Source organism: Kitasatospora sp. NBC_01539 (genome assembly GCF_045040525.1).
Lineage (GTDB): Bacteria > Actinomycetota > Actinomycetes > Streptomycetales > Streptomycetaceae > Kitasatospora.
Window position 1 is genome coordinate 6,769,468 of record NZ_CP109390.1, and the last position, 15,616, is coordinate 6,785,083.

Annotated in this window: 12 protein-coding genes; 6 read left to right on the forward strand and 6 right to left on the reverse strand. The window is 73.7% G+C overall.

Going from position 1 to position 15,616, the window contains the following annotated elements:
• Nucleotides 1-27 precede the first annotated feature (27 nt).
• The gene (locus OG335_RS29355; protein ID WP_405014142.1) at nucleotides 28-1,251 is read left to right on the forward strand and encodes a serine hydrolase domain-containing protein; all 1,224 of its coding nucleotides are present in this window, start codon (nucleotides 28-30) and stop codon (nucleotides 1,249-1,251) included.
• 45 nt (nucleotides 1,252-1,296) lie between these two features.
• Here the strand turns inward: OG335_RS29355 and OG335_RS29360 are convergent, their stop codons facing one another.
• The 5 genes from OG335_RS29360 to OG335_RS29380 form a co-directional block, all read right to left on the reverse strand.
• Nucleotides 1,297-2,274 carry an acetylxylan esterase gene (locus OG335_RS29360; protein ID WP_405014143.1) on the reverse strand — a complete coding sequence of 326 codons (978 nt, stop codon included), beginning with the start codon at nucleotides 2,272-2,274 and terminating at the stop codon, nucleotides 1,297-1,299.
• Between the two features lie 64 nt (nucleotides 2,275-2,338).
• On the reverse strand, nucleotides 2,339-2,689 hold the full coding sequence (locus OG335_RS29365; RefSeq protein ID WP_405014144.1) for a DNA-binding response regulator: 351 nt from the start codon (nucleotides 2,687-2,689) through the stop codon (nucleotides 2,339-2,341).
• Between the two features lie 37 nt (nucleotides 2,690-2,726).
• Nucleotides 2,727-4,748 (reverse strand): TIM-barrel domain-containing protein, encoded by a 2,022-nt coding sequence (locus OG335_RS29370; RefSeq protein ID WP_405014145.1) that lies wholly within the window; start codon nucleotides 4,746-4,748, stop codon nucleotides 2,727-2,729.
• 187 nt (nucleotides 4,749-4,935) lie between these two features.
• Complete coding sequence (locus tag OG335_RS29375) at nucleotides 4,936-5,949, reverse strand: LacI family DNA-binding transcriptional regulator (protein WP_405014146.1); 1,014 nt, start codon at nucleotides 5,947-5,949, stop codon at nucleotides 4,936-4,938.
• 168 nt (nucleotides 5,950-6,117) lie between these two features.
• On the reverse strand, nucleotides 6,118-6,441 hold the full coding sequence (locus OG335_RS29380; RefSeq protein WP_405014147.1) for a nuclear transport factor 2 family protein: 324 nt from the start codon (nucleotides 6,439-6,441) through the stop codon (nucleotides 6,118-6,120).
• A 183-nt stretch (nucleotides 6,442-6,624) separates the two neighbouring features.
• On the opposite strand from OG335_RS29380, the gene OG335_RS29385 reads away from it, so the two are divergent.
• On the forward strand, nucleotides 6,625-7,053 hold the full coding sequence (locus OG335_RS29385) for a DUF6325 family protein (RefSeq protein ID WP_405014148.1): 429 nt from the start codon (nucleotides 6,625-6,627) through the stop codon (nucleotides 7,051-7,053).
• A gap of 259 nt (nucleotides 7,054-7,312) precedes the next feature.
• Here the strand turns inward: OG335_RS29385 and OG335_RS29390 are convergent, their stop codons facing one another.
• Nucleotides 7,313-8,263 (reverse strand): terpene cyclase, encoded by a 951-nt coding sequence (locus OG335_RS29390; RefSeq protein ID WP_405014149.1) that lies wholly within the window; start codon nucleotides 8,261-8,263, stop codon nucleotides 7,313-7,315.
• A gap of 298 nt (nucleotides 8,264-8,561) precedes the next feature.
• On the opposite strand from OG335_RS29390, the gene OG335_RS29395 reads away from it, so the two are divergent.
• From OG335_RS29395 to OG335_RS29410, 4 genes are all read left to right on the forward strand, one after another.
• Nucleotides 8,562-11,519, forward strand: a complete 2,958-nt coding sequence (locus OG335_RS29395) for an ATP-binding protein (protein ID WP_405014150.1) — start codon at nucleotides 8,562-8,564, stop codon at nucleotides 11,517-11,519.
• Nucleotides 11,520-11,744: 225 nt separating this feature from the next.
• The gene (locus tag OG335_RS29400; RefSeq protein ID WP_405014151.1) at nucleotides 11,745-12,815 is read left to right on the forward strand and encodes an aldose epimerase family protein; all 1,071 of its coding nucleotides are present in this window, start codon (nucleotides 11,745-11,747) and stop codon (nucleotides 12,813-12,815) included.
• A gap of 369 nt (nucleotides 12,816-13,184) precedes the next feature.
• Nucleotides 13,185-14,468, forward strand: a complete 1,284-nt coding sequence (locus OG335_RS29405; RefSeq protein ID WP_405014152.1) for an extracellular solute-binding protein — start codon at nucleotides 13,185-13,187, stop codon at nucleotides 14,466-14,468.
• A gap of 108 nt (nucleotides 14,469-14,576) precedes the next feature.
• Nucleotides 14,577-15,581: a carbohydrate ABC transporter permease gene (locus OG335_RS29410; protein ID WP_405014153.1), complete on the forward strand. Its 1,005-nt coding sequence runs from the start codon at nucleotides 14,577-14,579 to the stop codon at nucleotides 15,579-15,581.
• Nucleotides 15,582-15,616: the final 35 nt, after the last annotated feature.

Below are 15,616 nucleotides of genomic sequence, written 5' to 3' on the forward strand. Positions count from 1 at the left end.
CCGGCGAGGCGAAGGCAGGGCGGGCACGTGACAGCGGTCGAGATCTGGGGCGAGACGGCGGAGGGCTTCGAGCCCGTCCGGGAGGCCTTCGCCCGCAACTTCCGCGAGTACGGCGAGCTCGGCGCGGCGTTCGCGCTGTACGCCGACGGCCGCAAGGTGGTCGACCTGTGGGCCGGCGACGCCCGCCCCGAGGTGGGCGGCAGGCCCGCCCCCGCCGTGCCGTGGACGGCCGACACCGCCCAGGTGCTGCGCTCCGTCACCAAGGGCCTCACCGCCGCCACCGCGCTGCACCTCGTGCAGCGCGGGGCCCTCGACCTGGACGCGCCCGTCGCCTCGTACTGGCCGGAGTTCGCCGCCGCCGGCAAGGGGCGGATCCCGGTCCGCTGGCTGCTCTCGCACCAGGCCGGGCTGCCCGTGCTCGACGTGCCGCTGCGCCTGGAGGACCTGCTCACCTGGGAGCCCGCGGCGGCGGCCGTCGCCGCGCAGGCCCCCGCCTGGGAGCCGGGCACCGCGCACGGCTACCACCCGTACACGTTCGGCTGGCTGGTCGGCGAGGTCGTCCGGCGGGTGAGCGGGCGCAGCATCGGCCACTACCTGGCCGAGGAGATCACCCGGCCGCTCGGCCTCGACCTGTGGATCGGCCTGCCCGCGGGCGCCGCGCCCCGGGTCGGGAGGCTGGTCGACCTGCCCGCGCCGCCGGCCGCGCAGACGGGCCCGAACGGCCTGCGGGTGCGGCCGAAGGCCGCCGTGGTCCGCGCCTACCAGGACCCGACCTCGCTGACCGGGCGGGCGTTCGGCGCCGTCCGCGCGACCGTCGACCTGAACGACCCGGCGGTGCAGGCCGCCGAGGTGCCGGGCGCGGGCGGCATCGGCACGGCCCGCTCGGTCGCGCGGTTCTACGCGGCGCTGATCGGCGCCGCCGACCGGCACGGCGGCGCGCCGGGGGAGCGGCTGCCCGCGCTGTTCGGCCAGGACGTGCTGAAGGAGGCGATGGGCCCCGCGGTCAGCGGCCCGGACAAGGTGTTGATCGTCAACACGACCTTCGGCCACGGCTTCTTCCGGCACGGCGGCACCTCGCCGATGGCCTCGCCGGCGAGCTTCGGCCACCCGGGGCGCGGCGGTTCGCTGGGCTTCGCCGACCCGGAGCTCGGCATCGGCTTCGGCTACGTCACCAACGGCATGCAGCCCGGTGTGACGGGCGACATCCGCTCGCGGACGCTGATGGCCGCCGTCCGCGCCTGCCTCGGCTGACGCCCCGGCCGGCCCGCCGGCCGCGCCCCGGGTGGTGCGCGCCCGTCAGTCCGCCACCCCCAGGCCGTGGTCGCGCAGCCACTCCAGCTGCCGCTGCTGCTGCGAGGACCGCCCGCCGGCGTGGTCGCCGAACGGCCACACCTCCATGTCGGCCTTCCCGCCGTACCGGTGGTACGAGGCGAAGACCGTGGACGGCGGGCAGACCGGGTCCATCAGCGCCGCGCTGAAGAGCGCGGGCGCGGTCGCCCGGGGGGCCAGGTGCATGCCGTCGGCGTACGCGAGCGTGGCGAACGTCTGCTCGACGCTGCCGCGGCTGTGGAGGCGCAGGTACTCGGCGACCTCCCGGTACGGTCCGTCGGAGGAGATCTCCACCGCCCGCCGGATGTGCTGCAGGAACGGCACGTCGACCAGGGCGGCCGCGACGAGCCCGCCGGCGAGCGCCGCCGCCGCCAGCGCGAGCGCGCCGCCCTGGCTGCCGCCCGCCACCACCACGCGGTCCGGGTCGACCTGCGGCAGGCCGCGGACGAAGTCGACGGCCCGCACGGCGTCGGTGTACAGCCGCCGGTAGTAGTAGCCCTCCGGCGACTCCACGCCCCGGGTCATGAACCCGCCGACCCACTGGGGGCCGCCCGCGTGCGGGTCCGGGGTGTCGTGGCCCTGGCCGCGGCTGTCCACGACCAGGGAGACGTAGCCCGCGGAGGCGAAGAGCAGCCGTTCCACCGGCAGCCCGCGGCCCTGGCTGTAGCCGAGGTACTCGACGACGGCCGGCCGCCGCCCCTCCGCTCCCCGCGGCACCAGCAGCCAGGCCGCCACCGGCTCCCCGCCGAAGCCGGGGAAGCGCACGTCGTACACGTCGACGCTGCGCAGCAGGCTGCCGGCGACGGGGGTGACGCGGGCCCCGCCGTCGCCGTGCGCCCGCGCACCGGCGAGCGTGCCGTCCCAGAAGGCGTCGAGGTCGGCGGGTCCGGCCGCCTCGGGGCGGTAGCGGAGCAGCTCCTCGTGGGGCAGGTCGGTCAGCGGCACGGCGTCTCCTCGGTCGGTCGGCGGGCGGTCCGGCGGGGCGGGGCGGGTGGCGGGACTCGGCGGGTCAGATCAGGCCGCGGCGGGCGGCCCAGACCGCGGCCTGCAGCGGGGTCCGCACCCCGATGCGGTCGCACAGGACGCGGATGCGCCGCCGCAGGGTGCGGCTGGACGTCGACAGCCGGCGGGCCACGGCGTCCAGCGGCAGCCCCTCGGCGAGGAGGAGCAGCAGCTGGTGCTCCTCCGGTGCGAGCAGGCCGGTGGCGGGGCGCCGGGTCTGCGGCTGCGGCGCGGGCTGGGGCCGGGCGTGCGGCGCCGCCGCCGCGGGCAGCGCCGCCTGCGGGGCGGGCCGTACGGCCGGCCGGGTGCGGGCACGGTTCAGGGCGGTGGGCGCGTGCAGGGTGGTGGTCGCGTGCATGGTGGCCTCCTTGCCACGAGGGGGTGGGATGCCCGGGTCAGATCGGCAGCCGGGCGCCGTCGCGCAGGTAGAGCGGGATCCGGTCGATGGGGGCGTCGGCGGTCACGGTGGTGCCGCCGGGGTGCACCTCACCCGTCCAGGCGCAGCGCCATTCGGCGCCGGCCGGCAGGTGGACGGTGCGCGAGCGGGCCCCCGCCTCGGTGACCGGGGCGACCAGCAGGTCGGGACCGAGCAGGAACTCGTCCTGCACCTCCCAGGCGGCCGGGTCGTCCGGGAACTCCACGAACAGCGGCCGCATCGGCGGCACGCCGGTCTCCGCGGTGTGCCGCATCTGCTCCTGCAGGTACGGGCGGAGCCGCTCGCGCAGGTGCAGGTAGTGGCTGAAGATCTCGTACGCCTCCTCGCCGTACGACCAGACCTCGTTGGGGCCGCCGGTCATCTCGGGGCCGAGCGGCATCCACGGCTCGCGGTAGCCGTGCAGGCGGAACAGCGGGCAGAACGCGCCGTACTGGAACCAGCGGACGATGACCTCGCGGTAGGCCGGGTCGTCGGGGTTGCCGCCGTGGAAGCCGCCGATGTCGGTCGTCCACCACGGGATGCCGGAGACCATGACGTTGAGGCCGGCCTTGATCTGGTCGCGCAGGGTGGCGAAGTCGGTGCCGATGTCGCCGGACCACAGGGCGGCGCCGTAGCGCTGCGCACCGGCCCAGGAGGAGCGGTTGAGGGTGACGACCTCGGTCTCGCCGGCGGCGAGCATGCCCTCGTGGAAGGTGCGGGCGTTCTCGCGCGGGTAGAGGTTGCCGACCTCCAGGCCGGGGCCGGCGTGGTAGCGGAGGTTGGCCTGGTGGCCGGGGTTGATCTCCGGCTCGCAGGCGTCCAGCCACCAGACCTTGATGCCGTGGGCGAGGTAGTTCTCGGAGATCCGCTCCCACAGGAAGTCGCGGGCCTCGGGGTTGGTGGCGTCGTAGAACGCGACCTGCACGGTGGAGTCGACGCCCTTGTCGGGCCATTCGGCGTGCGCCATCGGCCCGTACTCGGTGCCGATGAGCAGGCCGCGGCGCTCCAGCTCGGCGTGGTTCTCGCTGAGGGGGCTGACGGACGGCCAGACGGAGACCATCAGGCGCACGCCGAGCTCGTCCAGCTCGCGGACCATCGCGGCCGGGTCGGGCCACTCGGCGGGGTCGAGCTTCCACTCGCCGAGGTGGGTCCAGTGGAAGAAGTCGTTGACGATGACGGAGAGCGGCAGGCCGCGGCGCTTGTGCTCGCGGGCGACGGCCATCAGCTCGTCCTGGGTGCGGTAGCGCAGCTTGCACTGCCAGAACCCGGTGGCCCACTCGGGGAGTTCGGGGGAGTGGCCGGTGACGTCGGCGTAGCGCGACAGCGTCTCGGCGGGCGTGCCGGCGGTGATCCAGTAGTCGAACTGCCGGGCGCTGTCGGCCACCCAGCGGGTGCCGTTGACGGCGAGCTCGACGCGGCCGATCGCCGGGTTGTTCCACAGCAGCAGGTAGCCGCGGTCGGAGAGCAGCACGGGGATAGTGACCTCGGCATTGCGCTGCACGAGGTCGATCGTGGCGCCCTTCTGGTCGAGCAGGCCGTGCTGGTGCTGTCCGAGGCCGTAGATCCTCTCGCCGTCGTAGGCGGCGAAGCGCTGCTCCAGGCGGTGGTAGCCGTTGCCGGTGGGGGTGTAGAGCCGGGCGCCGGGCCACCAGAAGTGCGCGGGCTGCTCGGAGAGGAGCTCGCTGCCGTCGGCGCGCAGGAACCGGACGATGCCGCGGTCGGTGATCTCGGCGGTGATCGCGCCGTTGACGATGCGCCCGACGGTGCCCTCGTTCTTCACCACGGCCTGCGGGGAGGCGGGCGCCTCGCCGGCGAGTGCGCCGGGCAGGTCGTGGTGCAGGCGTCCGCCGCGCACGGCCCGGACCCGTACGGCGTCCGGGCCCCAGGGCTCCAGCCGCAGGCTCTCCAGATGGCCGTGCCACTCCAGGGCACCGCCGCTCTCGCGGAGCACACCGGGGCCCTCGGGCTTCTCCGGCGGGGCAATGGGCGAAGGGTGGTTCACGGACGGCTCCTGGGGTTGCGCGCGGGCAGCGCGGGGCACGCCGGCGGCGGGTGGTCCGCCGGCGGGCGGGATCGGTGGGGGCCGGGCGTGGTGGGGCCCGGTGTCCCGGGGATCGGCGATGCGCGCGAGCAGCCCGGTGGTGCGGTCTTCGTGCTTCGTGGAGTGGGGTGGAGTGGCCGACGATGCGTCAGGCACGGTGCGGCGCGGGGCCGCTGCTCTCCCTCATGGTGAGGGTGGGGCTGAGCAGGGTGAGCCCGGAGGTGTCCTCCCCCGCGGCCTGCGCCATGAGGAGTTCCACGGCCCGGCGGCCCATCTCCTGGGCGGGGATGGAGACGGAGGTGAGCTGCGGGGCGGAGTGCAGGGCGACCTCGTCCGGACAGATCGCGACGACGGAGACGTCCTCCGGCACGGCCCGCCCGGACTGGCGGAGCTGGCTGAGCAGGTGGGGCAGGGCGGCCTCGTTCTGCACGACGAAGCCGGTGGTGTTCGGCCGCTCCTGGAGGATGCGGGAGAGGGTGCCGCTGGCGGCCTGGTGGCCGGCGCCGCAGGGCCGGTGCAGGTGGCTGACGCCGCGAGCGGCGGCCTGCTGCCGGAATCCGGCGAGGGTGCGTTCGGCGAATCCGGTGTGCCGGCGGTACACCGACTCGGCGGCGCCGATCAGCGCGATCTCACGGTGCCCGAGGTCGGCGAGGTGGTCGGCGGCGAGTGCGCCGGTGGCCTCGAAGTCGAGGTCGACGCAGGTGAGCCCGGCCGGGTCGGCGGGCAGGCCGATGAGTGCGGCGGCCGCGCCGGTCTGCCGCAGCAGCGGGATGCGTTCGTCGTCGAGCTCGACGTCCATGAGGATCATCGCGTCGGCGAGTCCGCTGGCGGCGATCCGCTTCACCGCCGACGGCCCCTCCTCGCTGGTGAGCAGCAGCACGTCGTGGGCGTAGCGCCGGGCGGTGGTGGTGATGGCGATCGCGATCTCCATCATCACCGGCACGAACATGTCGGTGCGCAGCGGGATCATCAGGGCGATCACGTTGGACCGGTTGCTGGCCAGGGCCCGGGCTCCCGCGTGCGGGTGGTAGCCGAGCTCGGCGATACTGCGCTCCACCCGCAGCCGGGTGTCCTGCGAGATGGACCGCTTGCCGCTGATGACGTACGAGACCGTGCTCGGGGACACCCCGGCGTGCCGGGCGACCTGGGCGAGCGTGACCATCTGGTGCTCCATCTCGCGACACGGCCGGGCGCCGGTGGTGAAGCGCTTCGACGATGTCTGCTGTGCGGCTCGATGCTGTCCTGCCGGGAGAGCTTAGAGAGGCAGATGGGCTGTGTCCAGACCTGGTGTCGAAGCGCTTCACCAACCGGTTCGCACGGGTTTTCGGGGTCAGGCCTGCCCGGTCTCGAAGCGGCTGATGCGCTCACCGTCGACGGTGAACCGCCAGGCGGTCCTCATCTCGCCCCAGGTGTCGTTCCGGTAGGTGGCGACCAGGGCCAGGCCCCCCTGCTTCTCGGCCTGCACCTCCATGCGGCCGCGCGAGGAGAAGATCTCACGGTCCGCCCAGGCGGCCAGCGGGCGGTCCGCACCGTCGTCCGACATCGTCGCGTCCGGCGTCAGCACGGCGAAGAACGCCGTCGGGTCGCCGCCGTTGATGGCGGTGACCAGAGCGCGGACGGCGGGATGGGAGAGCTTGGCGGCGGGAATGGTCATGACGGGAGGCTCCTTCGGTCCAGGGGCGGCACGGTGCCGTGCTTTCCAGAGACCACGGGGTCGGCCCGCCCGCCAGCGGCCGTGCGCCGTCCGCGCCCCGCCTCCCCGGGGAGGGGCGTGACCTGTGCTTTGATCCGCTTCCGGGGGCAGCCGCGGGCAACCGCCGACGGAAGGGAGCCCTGGATGGGGCCGGCCGAACTGATCGTCCTGACGTTCCCGCACGAGGTCATCACCGCCGAGGAGGCCCGGGCGCTCGGCACGCTGCGGACCGCCGGCGACATCCGGGTGATCGACTCGCTCGTCGTGTCGCGGCACGCCGACGGCGGGATCGGCTACGCGGAGGTCGGCGAGGTGGAACACCTCCGCGGGACGGTCGCGGCCGGCGGCCACGGGCTGCCGCTCATCGGACCCGAGGACGCGCAGGAGGCGGCCGGGCTGCTGGAGCCGGGCACCGTCGGCGTGCTCGTCCTGATCGAGCACCTGTGGGCGCGGACCGCCGCGGAGGCCCTCGCCGCGGTCGGCGGCCGGATCGCCTCCGGCGTGCGGATCCCGGAGGAGCGCATCGAGGCCGCCGTCCGCGCCGCGGAGGCCCGCAGCCGCGCGGAGCGCTGACCGCCGGGCCGGCCGGAACCGCCCGCGCCGGTGACGCCCCCGCCGCCACGGCGGGTGCCGCCGCGGCGGGAGGGTGTGCCGCAGCGGGAGGGTGCGCGGGCGGGCGCGCCCGCTTCGGTGCGCGCCCGCCAGGAATTCCCGCCCCGGGGCGCCCGGGGCTCTGGTCCCGGCGCGCACGGTCCGCTACGGTGGGTGTACCGCCGGTCACGCGGAGCACCCCGCCCGGAGTGCCCCGTTCGCGGCACCCGTCCGGGCGGTCTCACCCGGCGCGGTACCGGCCGGTGCGCCGCTCCCAGTAGAGGTAGCCCGTCAGCCAGGCGGTGATGCCGTCGGCGTACTGCTGCGCCGTCCGGCTCTGCTCCTCGTCGAGTTCCAGCTCGCGGTAGGCGCAGGGGAGTTCGGTCAGCAGGCGGGTGTACCGGTCGACCATGTGCTGCGCCTCGGTGAGCACGATCGCGCAGGCCTCCTCCGGGGGGCAGTCGCGTTCGCGCTGCACGATCATCACCAGGTTGTACACGTCGCCGCGCGGCGCCTCCAGCGGGTAGGAGCGGACGTCGTTGCTGAACGACGGTATGTCTGCGGCGAGTTGCCGGATCTGGCGGAGCACGGGGTGGTGGTAGGTGCTCGGTGGCACGGTGAAGCCGCCGAGGCGTTCGACCATGTCGAAGATGGTCTCCATGGCGGCCGTCCCGCGGCGGAGGATCAGGTAGCCCTCGCGGTCGGGGATCCGGCCGGCCAGGCGGCCCGCGGCCTCGGCGGGGTGGCTGGCGAAGTACCACTCCCAGTTCGTGGCGGCGCGCGCCCTCCAGCGGCCGGGCATGCCGGCGGTGGAGCGCCGCCACAGGTCGGCGAAGGCCCGTTCGACGGCCGACGAGGCGTCGGGGAGGGCGCCGTGCAGGATGTCGGTGAGCCGGTCGCAGATCCGGGCGACCTCGGTCGGGCGGCGTCCGAGCGCGGTGTCGAACTGGTCGTCGAAGAGGAAGTAGAAGCCCAGCAGGTCGGCGGCCAGGGCGAGTTCGTCGGGTCCGGCGGCGGGGTAGCCCAGTGCGGCGAGTTCGGCCACCTCCCAGTGCCCGTAGGCGGCCTCGTCGGTGACGTCCGCGAGCTCGCGGTGGCGGTCCAGCCAGGTGCGGTGGCGGTCGGCGGCGTGGGCGTGGTGTCGGCTGCGGCGGAGTGGGAAGGGAAGGGTGAGTGAGGTGTCGTCGGACATCGTGCTCCCGGCACTGTGGCTGTCGTTTCGGTGCTGAGCGTGTGCGTGTGCGGTACCTCGATGACTGCTGATGACTGTTGATGACTGCTCGGGGTTTGTCGAAGATCACATGTGCCGCCCGGGCGGGCAGATTACCCGATCGGATCATCAGATGTCGGGCGCACCAGGGCATTTGCCCTGGGCACCCGCGCTCAACCCTCCGTTCCCGCTCCGGCCTGCGCGAATGCCGCCCACCGGCGCGCACACGGCGCTAGGGTCGGGAACGGACCACGGAACGGAAGAGGCGGAGGGCGCGGCGGTGTCGGCAGACCAGCACGGACAGGGCGGGCAGGAACAGAGCGGCCCGCCGACCGAGGAGACGCTGCGCGAGCGCGACGCGGAGGTGTACGCCGCCGAGCAGGCCGTGATCGGCCTCTGCCGCAAGTTCGCCGCCGGCGGCACCGAGATCGGCGAGGTCCTCCTCTACTCCGGCCACGGCGGCATGGGCAAGACCTCGATCCTGCACCGCGTGCGCCGCATGGCCAAGCTGCAGCCCGAATGCACCGTGCTCTTCGCCCGCGGCGGCGAACGCCAGCGCAACGAACCCTTCCGCGTCCTGCGCCAGCTCCTCCAGCCGGTCCTCGGCTCGCTCTCCGAGGACGAGAAGGAGGAGGTCTTCGGCAGTTGGTACGGCATCGTCGGCCCCGCCATCGGCCTCGTCCCGCCCTCCGACGAGCTCGAACCCCTCGACCCCCAGGGCGTCCGCGACGGCCTCGACTTCGTCTTCACCCAGCTCGCCCCGCGCCGCGCCCCGCTCGTCATGGTCGTCGACGACCTCCACTGGGCCGACATGGAGTCGCTCAACTGGCTCGCCTCCTTCGCCGTCCGCTCCCGCGAGCTCCCCGTGCTGCTCGTCCTCGCCTACCGCGACGAGTTCGACCACACGGCGCACGGCCTGCGGCACCAGATCGAGTCCATCGCGCAGCACCGCCACGAACTGCGCCGCCTCACCCCCGACACCGTCGCCGACCTCGTCCGCGCCGAACTCGGCAGCGACGCCGAGGACTCCTTCTGCCGCCAGGTCTGGGCCGTCACCGGCGGCACCCCGTACGAGATCGTGGCGCTCCTGCGCGAGGTCCGCGACCAGGGCCTCGAACCGAGCGAGGAGAACGCCCGCCGCCTGCACGACCTCGCCGCCGCCGCCCGCGGCGAGACCCTCCAGCACTGGCTGGACAAGCTCGGCCCGACCACCCTGCGGTTCGCCTGGGCCGCCGCCCTGCTCGGCACCGACATCCGGCAGAGCCTGGCCGCCACCATCTCCGCCCAGGGCCCCGAACAGGCCGAGGAGTCCGTGCGGCAGCTCCGCCGCCAGCGCGTCCTCACCGCCGCACCCAACGGACGGCTCGAATTCGTCCACCCCCTCATCGGCACCTCCATCTACCTGACCATGCCGCCCGGCACCAAGACCGCCATGCACGGCATCGCGGCCGCCGCCATCGAGAACGCCGGAGGCTCCCTGCTCACCGCCTCCCGGCACCTCCTGGAGGTCCACGCCGAGGGCGACTACGCCATCGTGCGCAAGCTGCGCAAGGCAGCCCAGGAACACCTCGCCATCGGCGCCCCCGACGCCGCCAAACGCTGCCTGGAGCGCGCCCTCAACGAGCCGCCGGACGACGACATCCGCGCCGAGGTGATCTACGAGCTCGGCTGCTCCGCCCTGCTCACCGACCCCGCCTCCACCGTCAACCAGCTCACCCTCGCCCTGGAGATGGAGCACGGCCTCGGCCCCGCCCTGCGGATCGACGCCACCTTCCGGCTCTCCGAGGCGCTCGCCCACAACGGCGAACTCACCCGGGCCGCCCGGATCTGCCAGGAGGAGGCCGAGCGCACCCCGCCCGGACCCGGCCGGCTCCGCCTCCAGGCCACCCACTTCATGTGGGCCGCCTTCCAGCGCGACGAGGAGGACGGCCCCGGCCGCTCCCGCCGCCTCAAGGAACTCGCGGAGTCCTCCCTCGCCGGCCACGACAGCGCCGCACGCGCCGTCCAGGCCATGCGCGCCTGGGACCTCACCCTGCGCGGCGAGTCCGCCGCACAGGCCGTCGAGCACGCCGACCGGGCCCTCGACGGCGGCCGGCTGCCCGGCGGCCTCGGCTGGACGGGCACCACCTGGGGCTTCGAACTCCCCGCCCTCATCGGCCTCACCCTCACCTACACCGACGAACTCGCCCGCGCCGAGAAGCTCTTCTCCGACGCCATCATGGAGTTCGAGGTCGCCGGCTGGAGCGGCGCCCACCGCGGCTTCGCCTACTTCCTCATGGGCCTCGTACGCTTCCGCCGCGGCTTCCTCCTGGAGGCCGAGGACTTCCTCCGCCGCGGCCTGCGGATCTCCGAACGGATCGCCCCCGACCTCCCGCTGCAGTGGGACATCGTCGGCGTCCTCGCCGACACCCTGCTCGCCCGCGGCCGCGTCCAGGAGGCCTGGGACCTCGCCCAGCACTACCGCTTCGCCCCGCCGTACCACGCGACCGCCATGGTGCTGCCCGACGCACCCACCCTCTACGGCAAGCTGCTGCTCGCCCGCGGCGACCTGCCCGGCGCCGTCGACGCACTCACGAACGCCGGCCGACAGCTGGAGGACCGCGAGCGGCACAACACCGTCTGGGCGCCCTGGGCCGGCCACCTCGCGCTCGCCCTCGCCCCGGACGACCCGGGCGGCGCCCGCAAGGTCGCCCAGGACGCCGTCGACCGCGCCCGCACCTTCGGCTCCGCCTCCGCGATCGGCACCGCCCTGCGACTGCAGGCCGCCGTCTCCGAGGGCCACGTCGCCGTGGACCTCCTCAGCGAGGCCGTCTCCGTGCTCGGCCAGTCCCCGGCCGGCTACGAGCACGCCCACGCCCTCATCGACCTCGGTGCCGCGCTGCGCCGCAGCGGCCGGCTGGTCGACGCCGCCGAGTACCTCTACCAGGGCATGGAACTGGGCCAGCAGTGCGGCGCCGACGGCCTCGTCGCCCGCGCCCGCCGCGAACTCGCCGCCTCCGGACTGCGCCCCAACCGGCTGCGGACGCTCTCCAAGGACGCCCTCAGCCAGCACGAGTGGGAGGTCGCCGAACTCGCCGTCCGCGGGCTGCCGCCGCAGCGGATCGCCGACGACCTCCGGCTGCCGCTGAGCCTGGTGCACCGCCGGCTGGCCGCCGTGCACCGCAAGGCGGGCACCGGACCCGAAGGGCTGGCGGCCGCCCTCGGCCGCGCCGAGGACCCGGAGGACCCGCAGAGCTGACGGTCCGTCGAGGTCGCGGCGCACGCGCCCCGGCGTACGCCCCCGCGCGGGCCGCACGTCCACTGACGGTCCTTCGCCCCGGCGCGCCGACCGACCTGGGCGCGCCAGGCCGTCCGCCGCCGGGCGGGGCGGCGTCCGGCTAGGCTGCTCCCGGGGCGGCAAGATCGCCCGCATCGACGGTCAGCGGACGTGAGGCGGCTCGGCCGCCCAGGTGAGGAGCAGGGCATGGCGGGGTCGGCAGAGACCACCACCGAAGTACGGCGGGAGCTCTTCGAGCCCAGCGGAGCGGGAGCGGCGATCGAGCGGTGGACGCTGCGCAACGGCCCGCTGGAGGCCAGCGTGCTCACGCTCGGCGCGACCCTGCACACCCTGGTCGCACCCGACCGGGACGGCACCCCCGGTCAGATCCTGCTCTCCACCGACGAGCTGCCGCTGATCCTCGGCGCGGCGCGGCACTACGGCACGACCGTCGGCCGCTACGCCAACCGCATCGCGGACTGCCGGATCACCCTCGACGGCGAGGACCACCCGATCGCCCCGACCGGCAACGGCGTCACCCTGCACGGCGGCCCGGACGGCTTCGCGCACCGGATCTGGACGGCCGAGGAGATCCCCGGCGGCGTCCGGCTGAAGCTCCACAGCCCCGACGGCGACCAGGGCTTCCCCGGCGCCCTCGACGTCAGCGTCGAGTACACGCTCTCCGCGGACGCCGTCACCATCGACTACCACGCGGTGACCAGCAGGCCCACCGTCGTCAACCTCACCAACCACGCCTACTTCAACCTCGCGGGTGAGGGCAGCGGCGACGTCCGGGACCACCTGCTGACGGTCGACGCCGACCACTACACGCCCGTCGACGCCCGGCAGATCCCGCTCGGCCCGTACGAGCCGGTGGCCGGCACGCCCTTCGACTTCACCACCGCCCGGCCGCTCGGCCCGGGCATCGACGACCCGCACCCGCAGGTCGCCGCGGCCAACGGCTTCGACCACAACTGGGTGCTGCGCGAGCGCCCGGCGGACGGCGGCCCGGCCCGCGCCGCGTTCCTGGAGGACCCGTCGAGCGGCCGCACCCTGGAGGTCCTGACCACCGAGCCCGGCGTGCAGGTCTACACCGCCAACGGCTTCCACGGCGCCGTCACCGGCGCCCGCGGCGTCGCGTACGGCCCGTACGCGGGCGTCGCGCTGGAGACCCAGCACCACCCCGACTCCCCGCACCACCCGGCGTACCCGTCGACGGTGCTGCGCCCGGGGGAGAAGTTCCGCTCGACCACGGTGCTGCGCCTCGGCGCCGTCTGACCGGGTGGCCCTGAGGGGGCGGCCCTGACGGGGCTTGCCGCAAAGCAGTGAAACGACGGCCCGTGCCGCCGGGGAGGACCCCGGCCGCGCGGGCCGTTCTGCATGTCCGCGGCAGGTCACGGGTGGAGCTGCGGCGATGACGCGGACCGGGCCCGCGCCCCTGCTCCGCTGCCCGGCAACCCGCAGGACACGCGGATGTAACGATATGAACGAGCCTTGCAGAAAGTTGCTGCAAGGTCTTTCAGGTTGCTTTCGCCGCTGTTACGTTCCTCCACAAGCCCGACGGCCGCGACGGCGCAGTCGGCACGGGACAGCCATTATGCGCCGTCCTCCACCAATTCGGGCACCCCCACCTTCCTAGGAGTTCACATGCGGCGTGGCATTGCGGCCTCCGCACTCGTTGCGGCCCTTGCGGTTTCTCTTGCAGCCTGCGGCAGCAGCGGCTCCGGCTCGGACGCCAAGGGCAGCGGCGGTCCGGTCAGCATCACCTACTGGGACACCTCCAACGCCACCAACGAGGCGCCGACCTACCAGGCTCTGGTCAAGAAGTTCGAGGCCGCGAACCCGGACGTCAAGGTCAACTTCGTCAACGTGGCGTTCGACCAGGCGCAGAACAAGCTGCAGACCGCGATGGGCGCCAAGGGCGCGCCGGACGTCTTCCGCGCCGAGGTCGGCTGGACCTCCGCGTTCGCCAAGGCCGGCTTCCTGGAGCCGCTCGACGGCACCCCGGCCCTGCCGGACGCCTCGGCGTTCCAGCCGAGCCTGATCCAGCAGGCGAAGTACGAGGGCAAGACCTACGGCGCCCCGCTGGTCACCGACACCCTCGGCCTGCTCTACAACAAGGCGCTCTTCGCCAAGGCCGGCATCACCGCCGCCCCCACCACGTGGGACGAGCTGAAGACCGACGCCGCGCTGCTCAAGGAGAAGGCCGGCGTGGACGGCTTCTTCATGCGCGCCGGTGACGGCTACTACGCCATGCCGTTCCTGTACGGCGAGGGCACCAACATGGTCGACGCCACCGCGAAGAAGATCACGGTGAACTCGCCCGAGGCCGTCAAGGCCATCGAGACCTACAAGTCGGTCTTCACCGCGCCGGGCACCGTCAAGGCCGACGTCACCACCGACTCGTACGCCCACATGATGGACGCCTTCAACACCGGCAAGGTCGCCATGATCATCCAGGGCCCCTGGGAGATCACCAACATCTACAAGGGCTCGGCCTTCAGCGACAAGGCCAACCTGGGCATCGCCGCCGTCCCGGCCGGCTCCACCGGCAAGGCCGGCGCCCCGACCGGCGGCCACAACGTCTCGGTCTACGCCGGCTCCGACGCCGCCCACAAGGCCGCTGCCGAGAAGCTCGCCGCGTTCCTGACCTCCGCGGAGAGCCAGACCGAGCTCGCGCTGAAGAACTCCACCCTGCCGACCCGCAGCGACGCCTACACCGCCGAGGTCAAGGGCAACCTGGGCATCGCCGGCTACCAGGCGATCCTGGCCTCCGCCCAGCCGCGGCCCGAGCTGCCCGAGTACAGCTCGCTCTTCGGCTCGATCGGCACCAACCTGGGCAAGATCGTCCAGGGCCAGGCCGACACCAAGGCCGGCCTCGACGCCACCTCCGTCGACTACGCGAAGCTCCTCCCGACCTTCGCCAAGTAGGACCCCCGGCCGCCCGGTCCACCTCGTGGGCCGGGCGGCCGTCGGCCACCCCCGAACGAACACCAGTCGCCGGCGCGAGGCGGCGGACCTCCCGAAAAGGTGTCAACAATGGCAGTCGCCGTGCAGGGCGCTCCCGGTCAGAGCAGCCGCGGGCGCGAACCGCGTCCCGGCCTCGTGCAGCGCATCAGGATCTCGTACAGCAAGTACTGGTACGCGTACGCGATGGTCGCGCCGGTCGTGATCGTGCTCGGGTTGCTGGTCGGCTACCCGCTCGTGCGCGGCCTCTACCTGACGCTCACCGACGCCACCAGCCTCAACACCGGCCGCCAGATCGGCGTCAACCACATCCCGGACAGCTTCACCTTCGTCGGCCTGCACAACTACGCCGACGTGCTGTGGGGCCCCGGATCGTACGACCGCTTCTGGTCGCACTTCGTGTGGACGATCGCCTGGACGGTCATCTGCGTCGTCCTGCACTACACGATCGGCCTCGCCCTCGCGATGCTGCTCAACCAGAAGCTCAAGGGCCGCGGCTTCTACCGCATGCTGCTCATCCTGCCCTGGGCCGTGCCGACCTTCGTCACCGTCTTCTCCTGGCGCCTCATGCTGGCCGACGGCGGCGCGATCAACGCCGTGCTGGGCACCCTCGGCCTGCCCGAGCCGGGCTGGCTCTCCGAGCCGCTCGCGCAGAAGGCCGCCGCGATCACGGTCAACACCTGGGTCGGCGTGCCGTTCATGATGGTCTCCCTGCTCGGCGGCCTGCAGTCCATCCCGGCCGAGCTCTACGAGGCCGCCGAGATGGACGGCGCCAGCCCCTGGCAGCGCTTCCGCCACATCACCCTGCCCGGCCTGCGCTCCGTCAGCAGCACGGTCGTCCTGCTCGGCGTGATCTGGACGTTCAACCAGTTCGCCGTCATCTTCCTGCTGTTCGGCGGCAACGGCGCACCCGACGCCCAGATCCTGGTCACCTGGGCCTACCGCCTCGGCTTCGGCCAGATGCCGCGCGACTACGCGCAGTCCGCCACGTACGGCGTGATCCTGCTGTCGATCCTGATCGTCTTCACCAGCTTCTACCGCCGCTGGCTGGCCCGCAACGAGCAGGCGAACGGATGACCGCCGCCAGCGCCCAGCAGCCCAGCGACCTCGAC

Excerpts from the sequence above, each read along its gene's own strand:
- OG335_RS29365 (WP_405014144.1), bottom strand. The coding sequence starts at position 2,689 with ATGCACGCGACCACCACCCTGCACGCGCCCACCGCCCTGAACCGTGCC.
- OG335_RS29380 (WP_405014147.1), bottom strand. The coding sequence starts at position 6,441 with ATGACCATTCCCGCCGCCAAGCTCTCCCATCCCGCCGTCCGCGCTCTG.
- OG335_RS29375 (WP_405014146.1), bottom strand. The coding sequence starts at position 5,949 with ATGGTCACGCTCGCCCAGGTCGCCCGGCACGCCGGGGTGTCCCCGAGC.
- OG335_RS29385 (WP_405014148.1), top strand. The coding sequence starts at position 6,625 with ATGGGGCCGGCCGAACTGATCGTCCTGACGTTCCCGCACGAGGTCATC.
- OG335_RS29390 (WP_405014149.1), bottom strand. The coding sequence starts at position 8,263 with ATGTCCGACGACACCTCACTCACCCTTCCCTTCCCACTCCGCCGCAGC.
- OG335_RS29405 (WP_405014152.1), top strand. The coding sequence starts at position 13,185 with ATGCGGCGTGGCATTGCGGCCTCCGCACTCGTTGCGGCCCTTGCGGTT.
- OG335_RS29410 (WP_405014153.1), top strand. The coding sequence starts at position 14,577 with ATGGCAGTCGCCGTGCAGGGCGCTCCCGGTCAGAGCAGCCGCGGGCGC.
- OG335_RS29400 (WP_405014151.1), top strand. The coding sequence starts at position 11,745 with ATGGCGGGGTCGGCAGAGACCACCACCGAAGTACGGCGGGAGCTCTTC.